Origin of the sequence: Syntrophomonas sp. UBA1041, assembly GCF_002316705.1 — a bacterium.
GTDB lineage: Bacteria > Bacillota > Syntrophomonadia > Syntrophomonadales > Syntrophomonadaceae > DTU019.
Genome location: NZ_DCEA01000080.1, coordinates 1 through 20,287, shown reverse-complemented (window position 1 = coordinate 20,287; position 20,287 = coordinate 1). Strand labels below are relative to the sequence as shown.

Genomic DNA, 20,287 nt, shown 5'->3' with positions numbered 1-20,287 from the left:
CGTATGGAAATCATAGAAATCAGCAGCTATACCGAGGAAGACAAAGTGCATATCGCTTTGGGCTACCTGGTGCCCAAACAGATCAAAGAGCACGGGCTTAAAGAAAAGCACATAGAGTTTTCCGAAGGGTCGGTGCGGAAAATCATCCGCGAATACACCCGCGAAGCCGGGGTGCGCAATCTGGAGCGGCAGATCGCTTCGGTGTGCCGCAAAGTGGCCCGCATGGTAGTGGAGGATTCCAAAACCTTTATCAGCGTGACCGGGAGTAATATCAGCAAGTTCCTGGGCAAAGAAAAATATCGCTTCGGGGTGGCGGAGAAAGAGGATCAGGTCGGGGTTGCCACCGGCCTGGCCTGGACTGAAACCGGCGGCGATATCCTGTCAGTGGAAGTAGCCTTGCTCAAAGGCAAAGGCAAGCTCATCCTCACCGGGAAACTGGGTGATGTGATGAAGGAATCGGCCCAGGCGGCCCTGACCTATGTTAAATCCAAGGCTGAAGAACTGGGCATCAAGCCGGAGCTCCAGTCGGAATATGACCTGCATTTGCATGTGCCGGAAGGGGCTATTCCCAAAGACGGTCCCTCGGCGGGGATTACCATCGCCACCGCACTGGCCTCGGCCTTGTCAGGAAACGCGGCCCGCAGCGACGTCGCTATGACCGGCGAGATCACTCTGCGGGGGCGGATTCTGCCCATCGGGGGACTCAAAGAAAAGGTCCTGGCGGCTCACCGCGCCGGCATACGCACCGTGATCTTACCGGTGGAGAACAAAAAGGATCTGGAAGACATTCCCGGCAATGTACGCCGCAAGTTGAACTTTGTTACCGTGTCCCATATGGATGATGTTCTTGCCCAAACCCTGATCAAGCCGGAACAGGAGCAGATTCCTCCGTCATAAGGGGGCCAACCCTAAGAAAAAGAGGCATGAGTGAGGGAAGGGACTGTTGGTTCTCTTCTTCATTCATGCCTTATTTGGCAGAGAGGATCGTAACAATAAATATGAAAATTAAGAAAGCTGAACTGCAGGGCGTTTATGTACACATAAAAGATCTGCCGGAAGGTTCCATGCCGGAAATCGCTGTTGTAGGCCGCTCCAATGTAGGCAAATCCTCGCTGATCAACAAACTGGTCAACCGTAAAAGCCTGGCCCGCTCCAGTTCTACCCCGGGAAAAACCCGCACTATAAACTACTATCTTATCAATGAAAGCTGGTATCTGGTCGACTTGCCGGGGTATGGCTATGCTAAAGTGAGCAAAACAGAACAGGCCAAGTGGGGGAAGTTCATCGAGGCATACCTTACCAAACGCCAGCAGCTCAGGGGCATATTACACTTGGTGGACATAAGGCATCCTCCCAGCCGGGATGATATTCTGGTTCAAAGCTGGCTCCTCCATCAGCAGCTGCCCGTCCTGTGTGTGGCTACCAAAGCGGATAAGATATCCCGCGGCGCCCGCGGCAAACACCTCGCGGTCATCAAAAAGGACCTCAATCTGCCCCCCGGGGTGGAACCCTTGTGCTTCTCCACCGTCAGCGGCGCCGGGGTGGAAGAACTGCGCCAGGCGATGCAGGAGATCCTCGACCTTGAACTAAAACGCTGATATGAAATGACAGTCGGACGCAAAAATACATAAAAACCGAAGCCGCCACAGAGATGTGGCGCTTTTCATCTACGCTATCGACACGCCGTCTTGTTCGCCGTCAGCGGAAGAGTTGGCCGCACCGGTGGTGAAGGTAATGATCTTATCGATCCCCAAACTCTTCTTATTAGCGCCCCGAAGACTTTCGGAAATGGTCAGAACATAAGCGGTATTGCTTTGCAGGGCCTGTTGGGGATGGATGATAATTTCCTTTTGCCTTTCGGAATCATCATCGGGCTCCGCCATAATGATCTTGATGTCGACCGGCTGCTTCTTGCTGCTTTCCAAAGAGAAGCACTGCAGATTGTTTTCCCGTACTGCTTCGGCAATGATGTTGTTGGAAAAGGTCAGCTTAATATCCTTGTCAACCGGGACATTCTCGGCGCCGGACGCAATATTGCTGCGGACCAGCATCAAGGAAAGATACGAATTGCACAATTCCTGGTTAAAGGGTGTGATGTCCATGATTTCCCGTTTTGAAAACAGGATGGTGTGGTCTTCTTTCAGATAACTGTAGTTATTGGCCTGCAGGAATTTGGATATTGAAATCTTATAGGCCTTTCTATCAGCCAGCCGGGAAAGAGGCCTGACAATAAACGTCCTTCCGGCCATTTTGCCATACATTCGCTTGTTACCCGGTATGAGCTCGATGGGCACTTCCTTCATGTTTTGGTCAAACAGGCGGAAACACTCCAGATTTCTTTTCATGCCGTCCGGTATTCTGTGCTCCATAACCGCGGAGACATTGGCCGAGAAGACCAGCTCTATTTCAAAACCATCCGGTTCGGAATGGTTGAGGTTGATCGCCTTTAAGGCTAAGGTGTGCTCGCCGGAGCCGTGTCCATCGCTCAGCGAGGCGATAAATAAATCAAGGGCATCCACCTGCTCCGGCGGCAGTCTCCGTATATTGCTGGCGATCCGGTTGATCTTTGACGATTGGGGTTTGCTCATCAAGTCCTGGCCCAGCAGTTCGCCTAAACTCATCCCCAGCCCCTGGGACAGTTTCTTCAAGGTCTCTAAGGTAGGCTGCTTTTCTCCCGATTCAATTCTCCAGATAAAAGACTGGCTCAGACCGGATTGCTTGGAAAGCTTGGAGGTTGAAAGCTTCCGGCCTTCCCTGAGCTGTTTCAAGCGGCTCCCAAAGTCCATCAATTAACCACCTCTCTAGTAACGGATTATGCCATGATTTAAAGAAATATACAATACTTGCCATACAGGAAGACTTTTCATGGATATATTTTTAATGCCAAACTAACATAAACAAGGATAAATAAATAAAATAAATATTTTATGTAATATTTTATTATGTTATGTTAGTATCTAATAAAGATGCCTATAGATATAAATTAGTATACCTATAGGAACATATTGGACGGCGTTAAAGGGGATATGCTGTAAGGCGGTTTCGGGATAATGGTTTTCTAACCATAACAGCTACCAATTTAATATGCTCCGAACCTGACGACCTAAAGTAATAGACCATGGTTTTCAGGGCGTTACGGTATACTGGGAAACGGGTGTGCCCCCCACTGTGGAAAGGAGAAGCTGAATTCGGCCAGATCAAGGGCGGACTGCTTTTCGCAGTCCGCCTTTCCTATTGAACTGGCTGCTGGTGACTAGTCTATCAGGTCATCTTAACCCGGCGTCTTTCCGCCGGGTTTTTGGTTTTTATGGGGAGATATACCCAAACGCTTCAATAAAAGTAAACCTAAGCTTGGAGCAATTATCATATTATCGGCAACAGAGAGGAGGTTTAATAGAAAAGTACGTACGAACGGGGGATCTATTTATCCGATTTATTCTGCTGGTTGTTTGTTAGAAAAAGAATGGGGAGGGAATGAGAATTGGGTTTAAGAGGTTCGACCAGGTCGAAGATAGCCATCTTGACAATGCTAGTTTTTATGATATCAATGGTTTTCAATGTGTTACCGACATACGGGAACGATCAAGTACCCCAGTGGTCGGAAGATGCAACCCTGAGCGCCAGTGAAGTGACCCAGACCGGGGCTACCCTTACCTGGACACCTGCAGCGGATGATACAGGTGTTACAGATTATAGAATTTACGACGTGAACAACAATTCCGTGGCTGCCACTGTGAGCGGCGCCGTTTATGAATGTAGCATCGACAGCCTTGATGCCGGCACCGACTATACCTTCAAGGTGGAAGCCGGCAATGCTGCCGGGAATTGGAGTGCGAACGGGCCCAGCATTCAGTTGACAACCCTAGCAGTACCTGATCAGACCCCTCAGGAGTTGCCGGAATACGGGAACGATCAAGTGCCCCAGTGGCCGGAAGATGCAACTCTGAGTGCCAGTGACGTGACCCAGACCGGCGCAACCTTGACCTGGACACCAGCAACAGATGATGCCGGTGTTACAGATTACAAAGTTTATAACACGGAAGATAATTCCGTAGCTGCCACGGTGAGTGGCGCCGTTTATGAATGTAGCATCAACAGCCTTGATGCCGACACTGACTATACCTTCAAAGTGGAAGCAGGAGATGCGGACGGAAACTGGAGTACGAACGGGCCCAGCACTCAGCTGACAACCCTGGCAGCAGCAGACCCAACATCTCAGGTATTGCCGCTGGGCGTTCCTGCGGTAGTTGACACGGTTAACCCAATGATTTTTGAGGGCGGCATTGTAGCCGACCTGTCGCAATCGGAGGTTACTCCAGGCGCGACATTGACGGTAACAGAGGTACAGCAGGATCCTATTCCGGGGCTGAACATCGGGAAAGTTGTTAAACTTCAATTTAGCTATGGTTTTAGGGGCAATGTGCTTCTTAGCCTTCCCCTAAAGGAAGGAATGGATCCGGCAAAGTCTTCCATTTACTGGGCTGTCCCTCCGCCTAATTGGAGGACCCAGAAAGCCGCTGAAGGCTACCCGAAACTTGTTGATGGGGTGAATGGCGGAAAAGCTTTGCAGTCCAATGCGTGGAATTACCGGGATGGGATCGGGCATTTCGCACTTTTTGAGGATACCCATGCAAGCACGTATACACTGGACTTAACTTCTATATTGTCAAACGAAGTGAAGTTCAGGATCAATGCTCCCAGAGTTGATGGAGTACAAACTGTAGATCCTTCAGGAATTAGCAGCTTCGATATTTATCGCGATGGAGTCTTGCTGCTTAATTTGCCGAATCCTAATAGTAGTGCTACACAAGGACATTATGATAAGTATTATTCATACAGCGATAAAACAGTTCAACCAGGCAACACCTATCGCTACAGCATGAAGACCCGGGACTGGTATGACAACGTATCTGACTTTTCGCCGGAAGTTACTGTTACGGTAGCGGACGATGCCGGAACAGTGGCAGCCATCAAAGCGATGGAACTGGTTAGCTTTGCGGAAGGGGACGGCGTTGACAGTGTGACCCAGAACCTAGAGATCAAGAGTGCACCTTATGGTGCTGCCACAGTTACCTTCGAGTCTTCCAATACTGATGTCCTAAGTCCATTAAAGGCAAATACTTTTACGGTAACCAAACCTGATGCCGATTCTGTTGCTGTAAAACTGACCGAAACTATCACATGTGGCACAGTGACAGACACTAAGGAATACAACCTTACCGTGCGCTGGACGGAGACAGCGCCTGTCAGTTCCCTTACCGAGTTTAGATATGCTTTAAATAGGGAACTGGTAAAAACCATTGTGCTGAAAAAATATGTAGATGTTTCAGTGGATCTGGGAATTATTGACTGTCACAATAAAAAAATCGTACCGGATTTTAGTGGAATTTATATGTTATCGTTCAGTACTGCCAGATTGGATATGGGCAACCTGATAGTGGATGGCAATAATGTATCCACAGTACAAAGAGTAGTAAATCTTGCCAATAGCCGCAGCCTGAATTTTGAAAATGTTATTTTTCAGAATACAGAAGGCTTTCAGTATATCATTTATGCTTCGGAGAATGATACAACCGGGGCGTATGACATAGTTGCCAGTAACTGCAGCTTTTCTCCGGTAAAGAATTACGTTTTATTTGCGACTACATCCGCCGTAAACAAAGGTAAGCCAGGGTATGGCAAGAAGCTGACCTTAACCGGCAACACTTTTGCTTCCGGCGCCAATATCAAGATCGAAGCGGGCATCGCCACTCTGGCCAATAATATCATTAATTCAAAGATAGAAGCGATGATTGGGGCAACTCTGAACGGTGTAGTTATTACCGATCAAGAAAGCGCCCAACAGGCAGTTGATGCTCTATTGGCCTCCAACCAGATAACCGCTCCGGTAGACGGCAGCTATGGGATCACCATCTACGATACCAGCGGGACGACCGTGCTGTATCAGGCCCTGAAGGTCGAACAGCCTGTACCGGCTTTAGTTGGAGCATCTACCGATACAACGGGAAGCAAGGTAACGGTAGAATTCAACATGACCATGGCCGACCCCAGCAGCCAAAAAGATCAATTTACCGTCCTGGTTAATGGTAATGCCGACCCGGCAACGGCGGCTGTTCTGAACACTGATGACTCTAAAAAAATTGACCTTGCTCTGACCACGCCGGTCGTATATGGGGATAGAGTTAAGATTAGCTATACGCCAGGAACTGTAGCGTCAGCCGGTGGCGGACTTTTAGAAAGCTTTACAGGAATCGATGTTGCAAACAATGTTTCTCAACCGGTTGTGGAGACACCGTCAGCGAATCCCGGGGCCGGCGAAGTGGATAAAAACACGACAGTGGCTCTGACAACGGCGACTGCCGGGGCGTCCATCTACTATACCCTTGATGGAACACCCCCGACCGGTTCCAGTAGCCTCTATGAAAATCCTATTATAATTGACGAGGCCAAAACCATCAAAGCAATAGCTGTCAAGGACGGTATGCAGGACAGTAGTGTCCTGACTGCTGCATATACAGTTAAGGCTGATACGAGGGTAACGGCTTATATTTGCGAGATTAACGGTGATAATACCTCTACCCAGGGGGCCGTGATCTCAAGCAATTCGGCCGTACCAGTCGATCCGGTTATTAAATTGAAGTTTTCCAACAATGTAGTATACAATGCTGCCCAAAACATAAGTTGTATCAGCTTGCGGGACAACAGCGGTCAAGTAGTGCCAGACGTGGATATATTCGCGTTAGGTAATGCTGACAACACCAATCCTGAGAAGAATAATATATTTATTCGCCCCGGGTCTCCCCTGGCCCTAAGCACCGTCTATAAAATTGCTATTTCCCCGGAAGTGACGTTTAAGAATGGGGCCAAACTGGGCGATCCAGCAATAGAAATTAAGTTTACAATCGTTGATGAGCTGCCAGGTATAACGTTTACCAAAGCAACGCTTTCCGGGTCAAATCTGACATTAGCCGGACTGCCGTCCGGAGCTAACCTGGAATACCGTATAGTTACGGGCGGAGATTCCAGTGCCTGGACAGTTTTATCTTATGCGGGTACAACGGCAACGGTTGATGCCAGTGCTTTAAGTCTGGTATCCGGTGTCAGCCAGGTAGAAGTACGGGCAATGGGCGGCTCTGGTACGGTTGTCAGCCAGACTGTCTTTATAGCTGTCGACGGAAACAAAGTGGAAATGGAAAATGGTGCAGCTCTTTGTTTTGATGACAATGTTACCGTTTATCCCGATGGTTTAGACTCAACAGGAAACAACCAGACCGGTATAAAACGAACAACTCTTCCAGCGGAAATGAGATATAAAATATTCCCGGTAGGGTATGCCTATGAGGTCTATCTCCAGGGGTCTGGTGATGCCAAAAATGCGACCCTCTCTTTCCCGGTTGATCCCGCGCTTAATATCGACCAGGTGTCGGTTTACGTTGTAGATAAATCAGGTGACGCCACTGCTGACAAATCGAACCCCAGTGCCTGGGTAATTCAATACCTGGTACCGGATCGGAGCCAGGCAGATAAGCATATTATCAGTGTGGCGGCTGCCGATGTGCCGGAAACGGGCGGAAGCTTTATCTACCAGGTATTTTACGACAACTGGCTGCCCGGTCCTGCCACGTTTACCGGTGGAGCTATAGTTGACATTCAAAACAAAACAATTACTTTCCCACAAATACAGGCTCATGATACTGATGCGCTCTCCAAAATCGAGATTTACCGGGATGGCAATATGATCGGCCTGATCGATCTAGCGGATAGTTCCGGCGGGACCTATCACTATACTGATGCCGACCCCGCCTTGCAGGTCGGTCAGACCTACGCCTACAACTTAAAAGCCTATGACCGCATGGGCAACTGGACCTGGCACACCAATGTCGGTGTCGGAGCCGGTGAACCAATGAAACCTGCAGGAGATTTAATGGTATTATTTGAGGATGATGCCAGTGTAGTTGAAAAGGTAAAACAACAATTACTGGATGGGACGCTGCCTATAACTTTTGCTCCCGGGGACAGTTTTGATCATGTGGTGACCGATTTCCAACTGCCCAACACTTACAGTTCTTGGCCTGGTGTCGGGATAACTTGGTCTTCCAGCGATCCGGAAGTAATTAGAACCCTGCCCGGTTACAATGTTATAGTGGTCAAACCTGCCGATGGTCTGGACAGAGAAGTTACCCTGACCGCGACGATTAATCGTCAGGGAGGCACTGCCACTGCATCCTGGAAGATAAATGTGAGCTGGGAACCCTGGGAAGGCGGGGTAATGCCTGTTCGCATGAAAGACGGTCATAATGGTGTTCGGGATACCGCGTACGAATTCTGGACGGCTTTAAACAAGGATAATATTCAAAAGATTGTTATGTTGACACCTTTTGAAGAAAGCCTCCCCGACAATACTCTAGACTTAAAAGGGAAGACTCTCGTTTTCCAGGACTGTTACCTTAATTCGGGAGTTTATAAGGATGGTGTAAACGCTATTATCAAAAATGGCGTTATTGACGCTACCGGAGCCTCATACGATGCCATGGCTATAGCGCACGGGGGGAGCGGATTTAGGTTTGAGAACGTAGAATTTAAGGGCGGAGAAGCCCTGGATAGCTACGTACTAGTCAATGGCGGCAGCTTGTGGCTTACCAATTGCCGTTTTGGCCCTACCAAAGTTGCTCCCGTAAGTATTCAACAATCTAATAACTCGTATTCCCCGGGCATCAGGATTGAGAGCTGCACCTTCGACGGTGCCGGTAAACCCGGATATGCGGTGAGCTATAATACAAACGGGGAATTGTTGGCTATAAATAACATAATCACCGGATTCCAGGGAAATACCAGCAGCGGCCCTTCGGCGGGATTTTTAATACCCTATGGACGAACTGCAACTCTGGAGGGTAATAAAATAAGCAATTGTGACAACGGTATATTAGTGCAGACCCGGACTTCAGCCAATAGTAAAGTTAATGATGTACTGATCAATAACCAGGACGCTGCTGAAAGGGCCGGTATAGCTTTGCTGGAGAGCAATGAGCTGACACCGGGTTCCGGGCCGGTAGTTTTGGTTAAGAATTATGACAGTCTCTTCAACCCGGTGGTCTGGTACCAGGCGGATAAGGATGAGCTAACCGGTTTAACTGCTGCCCCCACTTGGGTGGATGGCGGCCTGACAGCCAGCGAAATTGATGAAAGCGAACTTACTCTCTCCTGGAGCGGAGCCGGCGATCCGGTTGCGGTAACGGGATACAGGGTGTACCAGGGGGCTAATCTTGTAGCGGAAGTCCCTGGGACAGATACAAGCTGCCGTGTTACCAGACTGTTGCCAGGGATAATATACCAATTCAAGGTTGAAGCCGGGAATGCCCAGGGCAAATGGAGCCTGGACGGTCCAAGTGTTGATGTTACAACAACTGAAAACACCGCTCCGGTTTGGCCGGAGGGCAGCCAGGTAAGCGTTACCGAGGTCGGCCCCACCAGTGTGATTTTGAACTGGAACCCGGCCACGGATGAACAAGGGGTCCGTTTGTATAAAGTGTACTATGATGGTAAATGGACAGTATACTGGACTAAAGCAAACAACCCGAGCAATGCTGTGGTTTATATCGACCAAAAACATCTGCAGCCGAATACCGAGTATACCTTCCAGATCTACGCCCAAGACACACTGGGAGCAGAAAGTCCTGGCCCCAGTATTACGGTAAAAACCACTTCCGGTGAGCCAACCAACTGGGCGCTGGGTTCTGACTGGCTGGCGGTGACCAATCTTCAGAGTGACAGCATGACCCTGAACTGGAAAATGCCTACTATAATTGGACCTCCCACCACCAATGCTCAGATTAGAATTTTACGCAACGGCGAGCAGGTGGCCACTGTATCGAGCGGAGATGTTAGATATACGGTTACCGGACTGCTTGAGAATCATGACTACACCTTTAAATTGGAAATAGTGGACAACGCGAGCACCTATGGACCAAGTATAACGGTTAGAACTCCTGCTCAGGGAACCATGAACGGACAGATCGGATCTCCGTTAGACATTTACCTGAATGGAAGCGACAAATGGCTGAATGCCATCAGTGACGTTCAAATTGGCGGAGATTATGATCGTGACGGCATCTCTGTATTCGACAAGTGCACAGTAAGCCCGGGCCATATTCAAATTGGCGCTGGCGCCTTCACCGAGGATAAAGATTATGATTTGCTGATCAGGTCTACCGGTTATCCGGATGTGTATGTGACACAAACCATCAGCAAAAATTCAGCAGGCGATCCGGCCAACCCACCGGTTTTGCAAGCAGATACCAGTGGTAACTTGGTGGGCAATCTGGTCGATATTACATTCATTGATGACGCGGCATGGAGGAATGCCATCTCCGATGTAACCATCGACGGCGGTTCCATAAGCGGCCAATATAGTGTAAGTGCAGGCAAGATCACCATTGATGCCGGGGTGTTTGACGAAGCCAAAGACTATGTCATCATTGTAAAAGCAACCGGCTATGCTGACGCCAGCATCACCCAGACAATCAATAGCGCTCCTGCTCCGGTGCCGGCGCCAAAACTGCTATCGGGCGAAATAACCAGTAAAGGAGATCTGAGCCTTACTTTTGACAAAGAGATGGCAGATCCTGCCGGCACTCAGGGGCAGTTTACGGTAACCGTTGACGGTGCTGCGGTCGCCGTAAGCGGGGTAGAGACAACCAACACGGTGGAGAAAATCAAACTGGTGTTAAGCACCAAGGCCACTGGCGCTAATAATGTAACTATCAGTTACACGAAGAGCGCTGATCCGGCCAAACAGTTAAAATCGGTCGATGGGGGATTAGTGGAGAGCTTCAGCACTCAGATCGGAGAGGCTCTGACCAATCCACCGACTTTGAAAAAAGACGCAAGTGACAATCACGTGGGCAATCCGGTCGACATCACATTCATTGATGAGGCGGCCTGGAGGAATGCTATCTCCGATGTAACCATCGACGGCAGTTCCATAAGCGGCCAGTATAGTGTAAGCGCAGGCAAGATCACCATTGGCGCCGGGTTGTTCACTGAGGCCAGGGATTATGAAATAGTAGTTAAAGCCACAGGATACAGTGACACCGGAGTCACTCAAAAAATGCATAAGGTGATCACCGGATCAAGTGTAACTGTAGACGAAGGCAACAAAAACTTAGCGGTAGCCGGCACTACTCCAGCAACTACGGTAACGATCCCAGAAGGTATAAATAATGCCACCATCAATGTCGGGGGGTTGCTGAATGCACCGGCCGGTGGTGAGGTCCAGACCGGGGCTTTACCGGCCTTGACCATTACTGCCGATACTTCTATCGATGCTGCTCCGGTGCAGGTGGAAATCCCGGCCGGGACAACCGTCAGCGCTCCTGAGGGATGGGATGGAACCATCAATGTCCCCACTGTGCGGGCCAACGATAGTGTTACCGTTACCCCGGATGCGGACAAAACCGCTACGGTAAAAGCAGTAATTGAGGTAGGCTTTGGCGATGTGCCGCTTACATTCAGCCAGGCGGTCAAGCTGGTCATTCCCGGCCAAGCCGGCAAGGATGTCGGTTACTTCAGAAACGGAACCTTTACTCCCATAACCAATGTCTGTGCTACAAACAGCCAGGCCTGGGCGGATGCCAACCTTCCCGCGGGAGAAGACGGCAAAGTTGACGACGGTCAGGATCTTGTCATCTGGACCAAGCACTTTACCTTATTTGCTGCTTATGAACAAAGTGCGGCCGGAAATGATGGCGGCGGCGGAGGCGGCGACGGCTCAGGAAGCGGGACTTCCGGAGGCTTGAACGTCAGCTTCAATAAAGCCAAACTTTCGCCGACAGATACCCTTTTGCAGTTTGACTTCGATAGTGGTATTGATAGAACCTTGAACAGTAATTTAAGCAAAATCAAGGTCTATGAAAAAAATACCGGCAGCGAGGTCCAATACTCGGATTACAATTACATCAAACAAGGCCAGGGAGACGATGCGGTTAAGATCCGCCGGCTTGAACTCATGTTTGATAATTTGAAATCCGGTACGATTTATGTAGTTGAATTAGCCGCAGATTTTGAGGCGAATAACGGTGGTACTTTAGGCGCTATACAATCCTTTGAATTCACCACTACTGGAACCGCATCCGCAGCCGGGGGAGCCGGCCCGTCAGCTGAACAGGAGATCGGTACAGACGGAGGAACCATAAATGAGTATGGCGCAATGATTTTAATTCCTGCGGCATCCTTTAATCAGAGCATCAAAGTGGCAGTACAGAAAATAACTGATGTTTCCGATCTGCCTATGGCCGCTAAGAGCATACTGGCCAGTGATGTAATAGAAATTACCAAAGATCAGGACGGGAACTTCGACAAAGCGGTTACCATTACCCTTACCTTCGATAAGTCCAAAGTAGATACCAACAAATATGACCTTATCATCTGTTATCTGAACGAAGAGGAAAACCGATGGATCGCCTTGGATAATATCAAGGTCGACCTGGCAGCAGCTACAGTGAGCGGCGAGATCAAGCACTTTACCAAGTTGGCGATCATAGCTGTTGAAAAGGCGCAGGCCAGCCTGCCGCTTAGCCCCGGTGAGCTGGTAAACCTGAGTGATATTCAAGAGCACTGGGCTCAGCCGGCTATTGCCGAATTAATATCCCTGGGAGCTATCGGGGGATATCCGGATGGCACCTTTAAGCCCGATCAGGGAATCAGCCGGGCAGAGTTTGCCAGTATTCTGGTCAAGGCCTTGCAGCTGGAACAGAAGCAGGGTAAAGTCTTTAACGACACTGCCGGGCACTGGGCACAAGATGCCATAGCTACCGCAGCGGCCTACGGGATAGTAAACGGCTATAGCGATACCAGCTTTGGTCCGGATGATTCCATTACCCGGGAACAGATGGCGGTAATGGTGGTTAAGGCGGCTAAACTGGCCGAGGTTAAGGAAGGCAAAGCCTTTGCCGATGGCAACAAGATTTCCGCCTGGGCCGGCAATGCTGTGGCAACAGCCAGCCAGAACCAGATAATCAACGGCTATCCGGATAATACCTTCCGGCCGCAAAATAATGCCAGCCGGGCGGAGGCAGCTACCGTGATTGTCAAAGCTCTGCAACTGGCTGCATAGTAAAAACATATTTGACAAGCTTCAGGTCAAGCTCTTAAGCTGCAAAGCTTAAGAGCTTGACCCTTGTTTACCCGGCGGGTGGGGTACAGACCACTTGCAATGGTGTTAATTAACTCCAGATAATAATTCTGGAGTTAAAAAGGACCTCAATCTGCCCCCGGGGTGGAAGAACTGCGCCAGGCGGTGCAGGAGAGACCCGGCCTCTGGTATCAGTTCTGTTTCGAGGTTTGAATATCGGTATGCAGGCGTTCCCTCATATAAGCCGCCAGCTCTTTTTCCTCCTCACTTTCCCGCGTCTTTTCAAATCGGGCCAGCAAGGCGTCAAGGGACTCTTTCCCTTCTTCTTGAGCCAGGATCTGTCTGGGGGTAAGGTCCTCCTCGGGATGAGGCAGGTCCAGCCAGCGTTCGGTCTCCTTATCCTTCACCACCATAAACCACAAAGGTATCAGCTCTGCAGGGGGCGGATCGGGATAGAGCACACTGCTGAAGAGTTGCAGGGGTTGGTCGGGCCAGAGTTCGCTTAGGCTTTTTTGCTGGCTGTTAACCTCATCCAGCAAATCTGCACAGCTTAAAATGATTTCCGGACCAACCGCCAGGCGCGCATAAGGGCCGGAACCGTCTCCTGCCGCCAGCCACAGCCAGCCCTGGCTGCGATGGATCATCTTATAGCCCGCAGAACCGGACAAGATGCGCTGCAGGGCTTCCTCCTGGGTGCTGTGGTGATAGAGCAGCCTGATGTCATTGAGCTTGAGCATGGTTTTATTTTGAGCATGATTGAATATACCGTAAATTATCTCACCGTTATCTTTGAATATTTCTTCAGCATCCTCGTCCGGGGTCAGATTCAACAAATATTGGATATGTTCGGTTAAGAAGGATTTTTCCAGGGATTGATCCCGGACCATTAAGACCATTCCCGAAAAGATGTTGTCCTCCGGCAGTTCCGCCAGCCTGCCCAGAAGCAGTATAGTCTCGCTGTTATCGAACTCCAGGGCTTCTTTAAGCAGAACCTCCCGCTCCAGACCGGTGGCCAGGTCCCTTACTAAAAGGTGCATATGAGATGAACCGATGGCTTCATAAATTCCCAATCTTGATCGATTCAAGGCCTCCAAACAATTGCGGGAGGCTGTATCAAGGTATGCTCCGTTTTCCAGCAAATAAGCCTCTCCGATGCTGCCTCCGGAGTCGCCCGCCACATCAAACCACAGCCAGTCGGAGAACAAGGTCTCATGTTCGCGGGGCAGATACTGGTCTGCGGCAAAACGAACAAAGCGGCTCTGCAGGCTGCGGCGATGCCTGCGGATATCGTGCTGGTTGGCTTGATCCAATTTGAGTTTTAAAGCTGTCATGATGCCGCTGTAGCGGATAAAGGGATCTATCGAGACAGTAGTGATTTCCGCCACCGGGCCACAGCAATGCTTGTACTTTTTACCGCTGCCGCAAGGGCAGGGGGCGTTGCGGCCGATTTTGTGTTTCGCCAAGGATGATGTCCCCCCTAAGGATTTTGCTCAGTTTAGCTTATCACAACGGCGTTTGTAAGTCACCAATGGCCGGATTTCATCATACTGTGAGCCAAAAGTCTAGGTTGGGTCTGTTAAGGACATAATCGTATAAAAATGTATTGGAATAATGCCGTTTTTCCATGATTTTGCGGTATAGCTTGCGCAGCGGGGGCTATATTCAGTAAAATTGACAATATATAGTTCAAGAACCAGCGTTTTAAGCATGGTGATAGAGAACGGAGGAGGTCATCATATGTCGACCGGTCATGATATGCCAAGTGTGTACAATCCCGAAGCGGTGGAAAAGAAATGGTACTCACATTGGGAAGAACAGGGCTATTTTACCCCCGAGCCTGATTATAGCCAAAAGCCGTTTTCCATCGTAATGCCGCCTCCCAATGTCACCGGTGCCCTGCATCTCGGGCATGCCATGGATATCACCCCTCAGGACATCCTGACCCGGTGGCGCCGCATGCAGGGTTACAACGCTCTCTGGGTACCCGGGACCGACCATGCCGGTATCGCCACCCAGGCCCGGGTTGAAGAGTCCCTGGCCCGGCAAGGCATTTCCAAACACGACCTGGGGCGTGAAGGCTTCCTGGAAAAAGTGTGGGAATGGAAGCACCTGTACGGCAGCCGCATCACCAGCCAGTTGAGGCTGATGGGGGCTTCCTGCGACTGGAGCAGGGAACGCTTCACCATGGATGAAGGCTGCTCCCGGGCGGTGCGCGAAGTTTTTGTAAGTCTTTTCGAAAAAGGCCTGATTTATAAAGGGGATTACATTGTCAACTGGTGTCCCCGCTGCCACACCGCCATTTCAGATATAGAAGTCGAGCATGAAGACACGGCCGGCAAGCTGTGGTACATTAAATATCCCCTTCAGGACAGCGATGATTATATAGTGGTGGCTACTACCAGACCGGAGACCATGCTGGGTGACAGCGGGGTGGCGGTTCACCCCGAAGACAGCCGCTATCAACATATGATAGGCCGTCAGGTGGTATTGCCGTTGATGGGAAGATTGATCCCGGTGGTGGCGGACAGTTATGTTGACCGCGAATTTGGAACCGGCGCGGTAAAGGTTACTCCGGCCCACGATCCCAACGATTTCGAAATGGGGCTGCGCCATGACCTGGCCCAAATCGCAGTCATGGACGACCATGGCATCATGAATGAGAATGCCGGGGCCTACCAGGGCTTGAGCCGTAATGAATGCCGCCGGCGGGTGGTGGAAGACCTGACCCGGGGAGGCTTTCTCTTGAAAATCGAAGATCATCAGCATGCGGTGGGGCATTGCCAGCGCTGTGATACTATCATCGAGCCGCTCATCTCTACGCAGTGGTTTGTTAAAATGAAGCCTCTGGCCGAACCGGCTATTCAAAGGGTATTGGCCGGTGAGACCCGCTTTGTGCCGGAACGCTTTACCCGCATCTACACGAATTGGATGGAGAACATCCGTGACTGGTGCATCAGCCGTCAGCTGTGGTGGGGGCACCGCATCCCGGTGTGGTACTGCCAGGACTGTGGCGAGGTGATCTGCAGCCGGACTGATCCGGCAGACTGCCCAAAATGCCAATCCTCCAACCTGGTGCAGGACGAAGATGTTCTGGACACCTGGTTTTCCAGCGCCTTGTGGCCGTTTTCCACCCTGGGCTGGCCCGAAAAAACTACTGATCTGGACTTTTATTATCCGACCAGCGTGCTGGTCAGCGGCAGGGACATCATCTTCTTCTGGGTGGCCAGGATGATTTTTTCCGGGATTGAGCACACCGGACAAACGCCTTTCTCGGTCGTAAATATTCACGGTCTGGTTCTGGACGGCCTGGGGCGCAAGATGAGCAAGTCCCTGGATAACGGCATCGATCCCATCGAGGTGATCGAGAAATACGGGGCCGACACCCTGCGTTTCTCTTTGACTACCGGGGTTACTCCAGGCAATGATGTGCGCTTCAACTGGGAGAAAGTAGAGAACACCAGGAACTTTGCCAACAAGATCTGGAACGCCTCCAGATTTGTCCTGATGAATCTGGATGGCTACCGGGCCATGGAGCCGGCTGAACAAGAGCTCACCCTGGCGGATCGCTGGATTATTTCAGAACTCAACACCCGGCTGGCGGCGGTAAGCGCTCACCTGGAAAAATACGACCTGGGTGAGGCCGCCCGTGAGCTGTATGAGTTTATTTGGGATGAGTTCTGCGACTGGTATATCGAACTGACCAAGCCGCGCCTGTTCAACCGCGACAGTGAGCAGGCCCGCCTGGTGGCGCAAAACGTATTGGTACGGGTCTTGATGGATATACTGCGTGCCTTGCATCCCTTCATGCCCTTTATTACCGAAGAGATCTATCAGCATCTGCCCGGGCATAGCGATACCATCATGCTGGATGCCTGGCCGGCCGGGGAGCGTCAGTGGCCCGAGGCGGTGGATGACATGCGGATTATCATGCAGATGATCCGCTCTATACGCAATATCCGGGCTGAATTCACGGTCAGTCCCGGCGCGCCGCTTGAAGCCGTAGTGGTGGTCGGGGATGAGGCTTTAATGGCAATGCTCAAAGATAACAGCAATTTGATCACAGAGATGGCCAATTTGAGCCAGGTGCGGATTGCGGCCGGGCTGGAACACAAGCCGCAGCAGGCCGCCGCCAGTCTTATGGCCGAAGCTGAAATATACGTCCCCCTGGGAGGGGCCATCGATGTGGATAAAGAGATACAGCGCCTGCAGAAAGAGATGCGGAACGCGGAGGCCGAAATGGAAAAAGCGGATGCCAAGCTTAAGAACCCTCAGTTTGTGGCCAAGGCGCCGCAGGAGGTCATTGTCAAAGAACAGGGCAAATTGCAGGAAGCCAGTGCCAAAAGAGAGGGGATTATAAGACGTCTGCAGATATTGAAAGGCTGATCCAACAAAAGCTCAACGAGCTGTGCCGGCTGGGCATCAAACCGGGGCTGGAGCGGATCAACTTGCTTTTGCAGGCCCTGGGCAATCCCCATCAAAACCTTAAAGCAGTGCATATCGCCGGCACCAATGGCAAAGGTTCTACCGCACTGATCATTGCCGGGGTCTTGACGGCTGCCGGCTATCGAACCGGACGATACAGCTCCCCGCATGTGCACTCCTATTGCGAACGATTTGAGATCGATGACCGGGCTATTTCGCCCGGTCAACTACATGTTTATCTGGAAAAAGTACTGAAGGCAGCCCGGAGCCTCAATAGCGGGGATTTCCCCAGCGAGTTCGAGATACTGACCGCCATCGCCTTTCTCTTCTTCCAAGAAGAGGGGGTGGATATAGCTATACTGGAAACCGGCATGGGCGGGAGCTATGACGCCACTACCGCGGCCTCTCCCTGTTTATGCGTCATCACCGGTGTGGATTATGATCACACCGCTTATCTGGGCGATTCACTGCCGCAAATCGCGGCCAATAAGGCCGGGATAATCAAACCCGGCATTCCCGTAGTAGTCGGTCCGATGGATGAAGCGGCCCGGCGGGTTATTGAGGCCTGGGCCGGAGTGATGCACAGCCCGGTTGTACCGTATTCACAGGCTGCGGTCACCCCCGGTGAACGCAAGGATCTTTCCGGGCAATTAATAAATATTGAGGTTGGAACTCACTCTATCCAGGCAATATGGTTTTCCCTGCCCGGCCTATTTCAGCTGCGGAATCTGGCCTGTGCCATGACGGCTCTGTCAGAATTGGAAAAAATGTCGTTTATCATCACTGACGAATATATTAAATCAGCGCTGGGGAAATTGCATACCAAAGGCCGCTTAGAAATGCTCAGCCAGGATCCCTTGATAATATGCGATGTGGCCCACAACCGCCAGGCGGCTCAGGCTTTGAAGACGGCACTTTCAGAACTGCTGCCCGGAAGGGAGGGGGTTTTGCTGGTGGGGATGGTCGACGATAAAGATGCCCGGGGAGTTCTGCAAATCCTGGGTCCGGGTTGCAGATACTGTGTAGTAACCAGACCGGCAGGCCATCGCAGCCGGCACTGGCAGAGGTGCGCTGAGGTATGGCAAGAATTGTTTCCGGACATCCCTTGCCGGCTGGAAGAAGACATTGAAACAGCAGTGGACCTGAGCCGCTTGCTGCTCTCCGATCAGTCTTATCTGTTAGTGACCGGCTCTTTCTATGTAATTGACAAAGCCCGGCAGTATATGGTGGGAAAACCTGAGTAATGTAAATCCTATGTTAAGAGAAGCTTACATCATCGTTAACACATTGTTAACATTGTTTTAAAGCGCAAATTGTTATAATTAAATCATACCAAAGCAATGTATACGGGGAGGCATATACAGTGGTAATCAAGTTAAAACCACGGGAGGAAAGATTTTTCAGCTACTTTGATGAAATCGCTGAAGCCATCTCGGAAGCGGCTGATATATTAAAGGATTTTCTGGAGCATCAAACCGACCCGGTTGATAACCTGGAACTCATCAGCGCGGTTGAAGAACGGGGCAATAAGACCATGGCCAAAGTCATGGAACAGATCAACAATTCATTTGTAACCCCGTTTGACCGTGAAGATATCCTGGCGTTAACCCGGGAATTGACCAATGTTCTGGATCATATTCAGGGGACTATGGAGAAAATTGTAATCTATAAAGCCGGCAAACCCAATGAAAACTATGTGCTTAAGCTGGCATACGTCCTGCAGGCGGCAGCCCAGGAGATAAAATCAGCGATAGCGCAGTTGACCGATGTCAGAGCCAACCACAACGGTATCATCGAATCCAGCGAAAAAATCAGATCTTACGAACATGAGGGCGATTTCCTGTATCGAGCGGGTATTGCCCTTCTTTTTGAGAATACCCGCAATGTGGTGGATATTATTAAATGGAAAGAAATCTACGAGCATCTTGAAACGACGCTGGATTACTGTGAAAATGTCAGCAATATCCTTAAGGGAATAGCGGTTAAGTATGTCTAGTTTGATGTTAATCGGCCTGGTGGTAATCCTGGCGCTGATATTCGACTTTATTAACGGTTTTCATGACACTGCCAATGCCATAGCAACTTCAGTATCTACCAAAGCCCTCTCGCCGCGGGCGGCCATTGTTGTAGCCGCAACTCTCAACTTTGCCGGAGCCTTGAGCGGCACTGCGGTCGCCAACACCATCGGTAAAAGCATTGTACCTCCAGAGCTGATCACTCCTCTGGTATTGATATGCGCCTTGATCGGGGCAATTTTCTGGAACTTATTTACCTGGTATTTCGGCATACCCAGCAGCTCCTCACACGCTTTGATCGGCGGCCTGATCGGAGCCGTTATTGGCGCGGTAGGAACAGAGCAGGTCTTGTGGGCGGGTTTCGTTAAGATTCTGGCCGGTTTGCTGACCTCGCCGGTTATCGGCCTGGTAGCCGGGAGCCTGGTTATGACGGTTTTATTCTGGGTGTTTCGACATGCGGCCCCTGCCAGAATAAACAATCAGTTCCGCAAACTGCAGGTCGTGTCAGCCTGTATGGCCTCCTTCGCCCATGGCAGCAATGATGCCCAGAAATCGATGGGCATTATCGCTATGGTCCTGGTCAGTGCCAGCATTCTGCCCGAATTTTACGTCCCGCTGTGGGTCAAAGTCGCCTGTGCCTTATCCATGTCAGCAGGCACCGCCTTCGGAGGCTGGAAGATCATCCGCACCATGGGCGGCAAGATCTTTCGCATTGAGCCTA

The 20,287-nt window shown here is 50.6% G+C and carries 9 protein-coding genes and 1 riboswitch; of the genes, 7 read left to right on the top strand and 2 right to left on the bottom strand.

Annotation, left to right across the window (positions count from 1 at the left end; genetic code table 11):
• On the top strand, positions 1–897 hold an 897-nt coding region (locus B2633_RS12180; protein WP_483170953.1), incomplete at its 5' end, for a S16 family serine protease.
• Positions 898–998: 101 nt separating this feature from the next.
• Positions 999–1,598: a ribosome biogenesis GTP-binding protein YihA/YsxC gene (gene yihA, locus B2633_RS12175; RefSeq protein WP_483170952.1), complete on the top strand. Its 600-nt coding sequence runs from the start codon at positions 999–1,001 to the stop codon at positions 1,596–1,598.
• 69 nt (positions 1,599–1,667) lie between these two features.
• On the opposite strand, the gene B2633_RS12170 is transcribed toward yihA, so the two are convergent.
• A complete protein-coding gene (locus B2633_RS12170; RefSeq protein WP_483170951.1) occupies positions 1,668–2,786 on the bottom strand; it encodes an Ig-like domain-containing protein in 1,119 nt (372 codons plus the stop codon).
• 289 nt (positions 2,787–3,075) lie between these two features.
• Positions 3,076–3,195: riboswitch (molybdenum cofactor riboswitch) on the top strand.
• Positions 3,196–3,538: 343 nt separating this feature from the next.
• On the opposite strand from B2633_RS12170, the gene B2633_RS12165 reads away from it, so the two are divergent.
• On the top strand, positions 3,539–13,111 hold the full coding sequence (locus tag B2633_RS12165) for a hemoblobin-interacting domain-containing protein (RefSeq protein WP_483170949.1): 9,573 nt from the start codon (positions 3,539–3,541) through the stop codon (positions 13,109–13,111).
• Positions 13,112–13,320: 209 nt separating this feature from the next.
• Here B2633_RS12165 and B2633_RS12160 read toward each other — a convergent pair whose 3' ends face one another.
• Positions 13,321–14,592, bottom strand: coding sequence for a YecA family protein (locus B2633_RS12160; protein WP_483170947.1), 1,272 nt, complete (start codon positions 14,590–14,592; stop codon positions 13,321–13,323).
• 274 nt (positions 14,593–14,866) lie between these two features.
• On the opposite strand from B2633_RS12160, the gene B2633_RS12155 reads away from it, so the two are divergent.
• The 4 genes from B2633_RS12155 to B2633_RS12140 all read left to right on the top strand — a co-directional run.
• Positions 14,867–17,512: a valine--tRNA ligase gene (locus tag B2633_RS12155; RefSeq protein WP_483170945.1), complete on the top strand. Its 2,646-nt coding sequence runs from the start codon at positions 14,867–14,869 to the stop codon at positions 17,510–17,512.
• Positions 17,449–18,795, top strand: a complete 1,347-nt coding sequence (locus tag B2633_RS12150; protein ID WP_483170955.1) for a bifunctional folylpolyglutamate synthase/dihydrofolate synthase — start codon at positions 17,449–17,451, stop codon at positions 18,793–18,795. The genes B2633_RS12155 and B2633_RS12150 overlap by 64 nt, the downstream gene beginning before the upstream one ends.
• Before the next feature lie 119 nt (positions 18,796–18,914).
• A complete protein-coding gene (locus tag B2633_RS12145; RefSeq protein WP_481037873.1) occupies positions 18,915–19,547 on the top strand; it encodes a DUF47 domain-containing protein in 633 nt (210 codons plus the stop codon).
• A partial coding sequence (locus B2633_RS12140) for an inorganic phosphate transporter (protein WP_483170944.1) occupies positions 19,540–20,287 on the top strand: 748 nt, incomplete at its 3' end. The genes B2633_RS12145 and B2633_RS12140, both read left to right, overlap by 8 nt.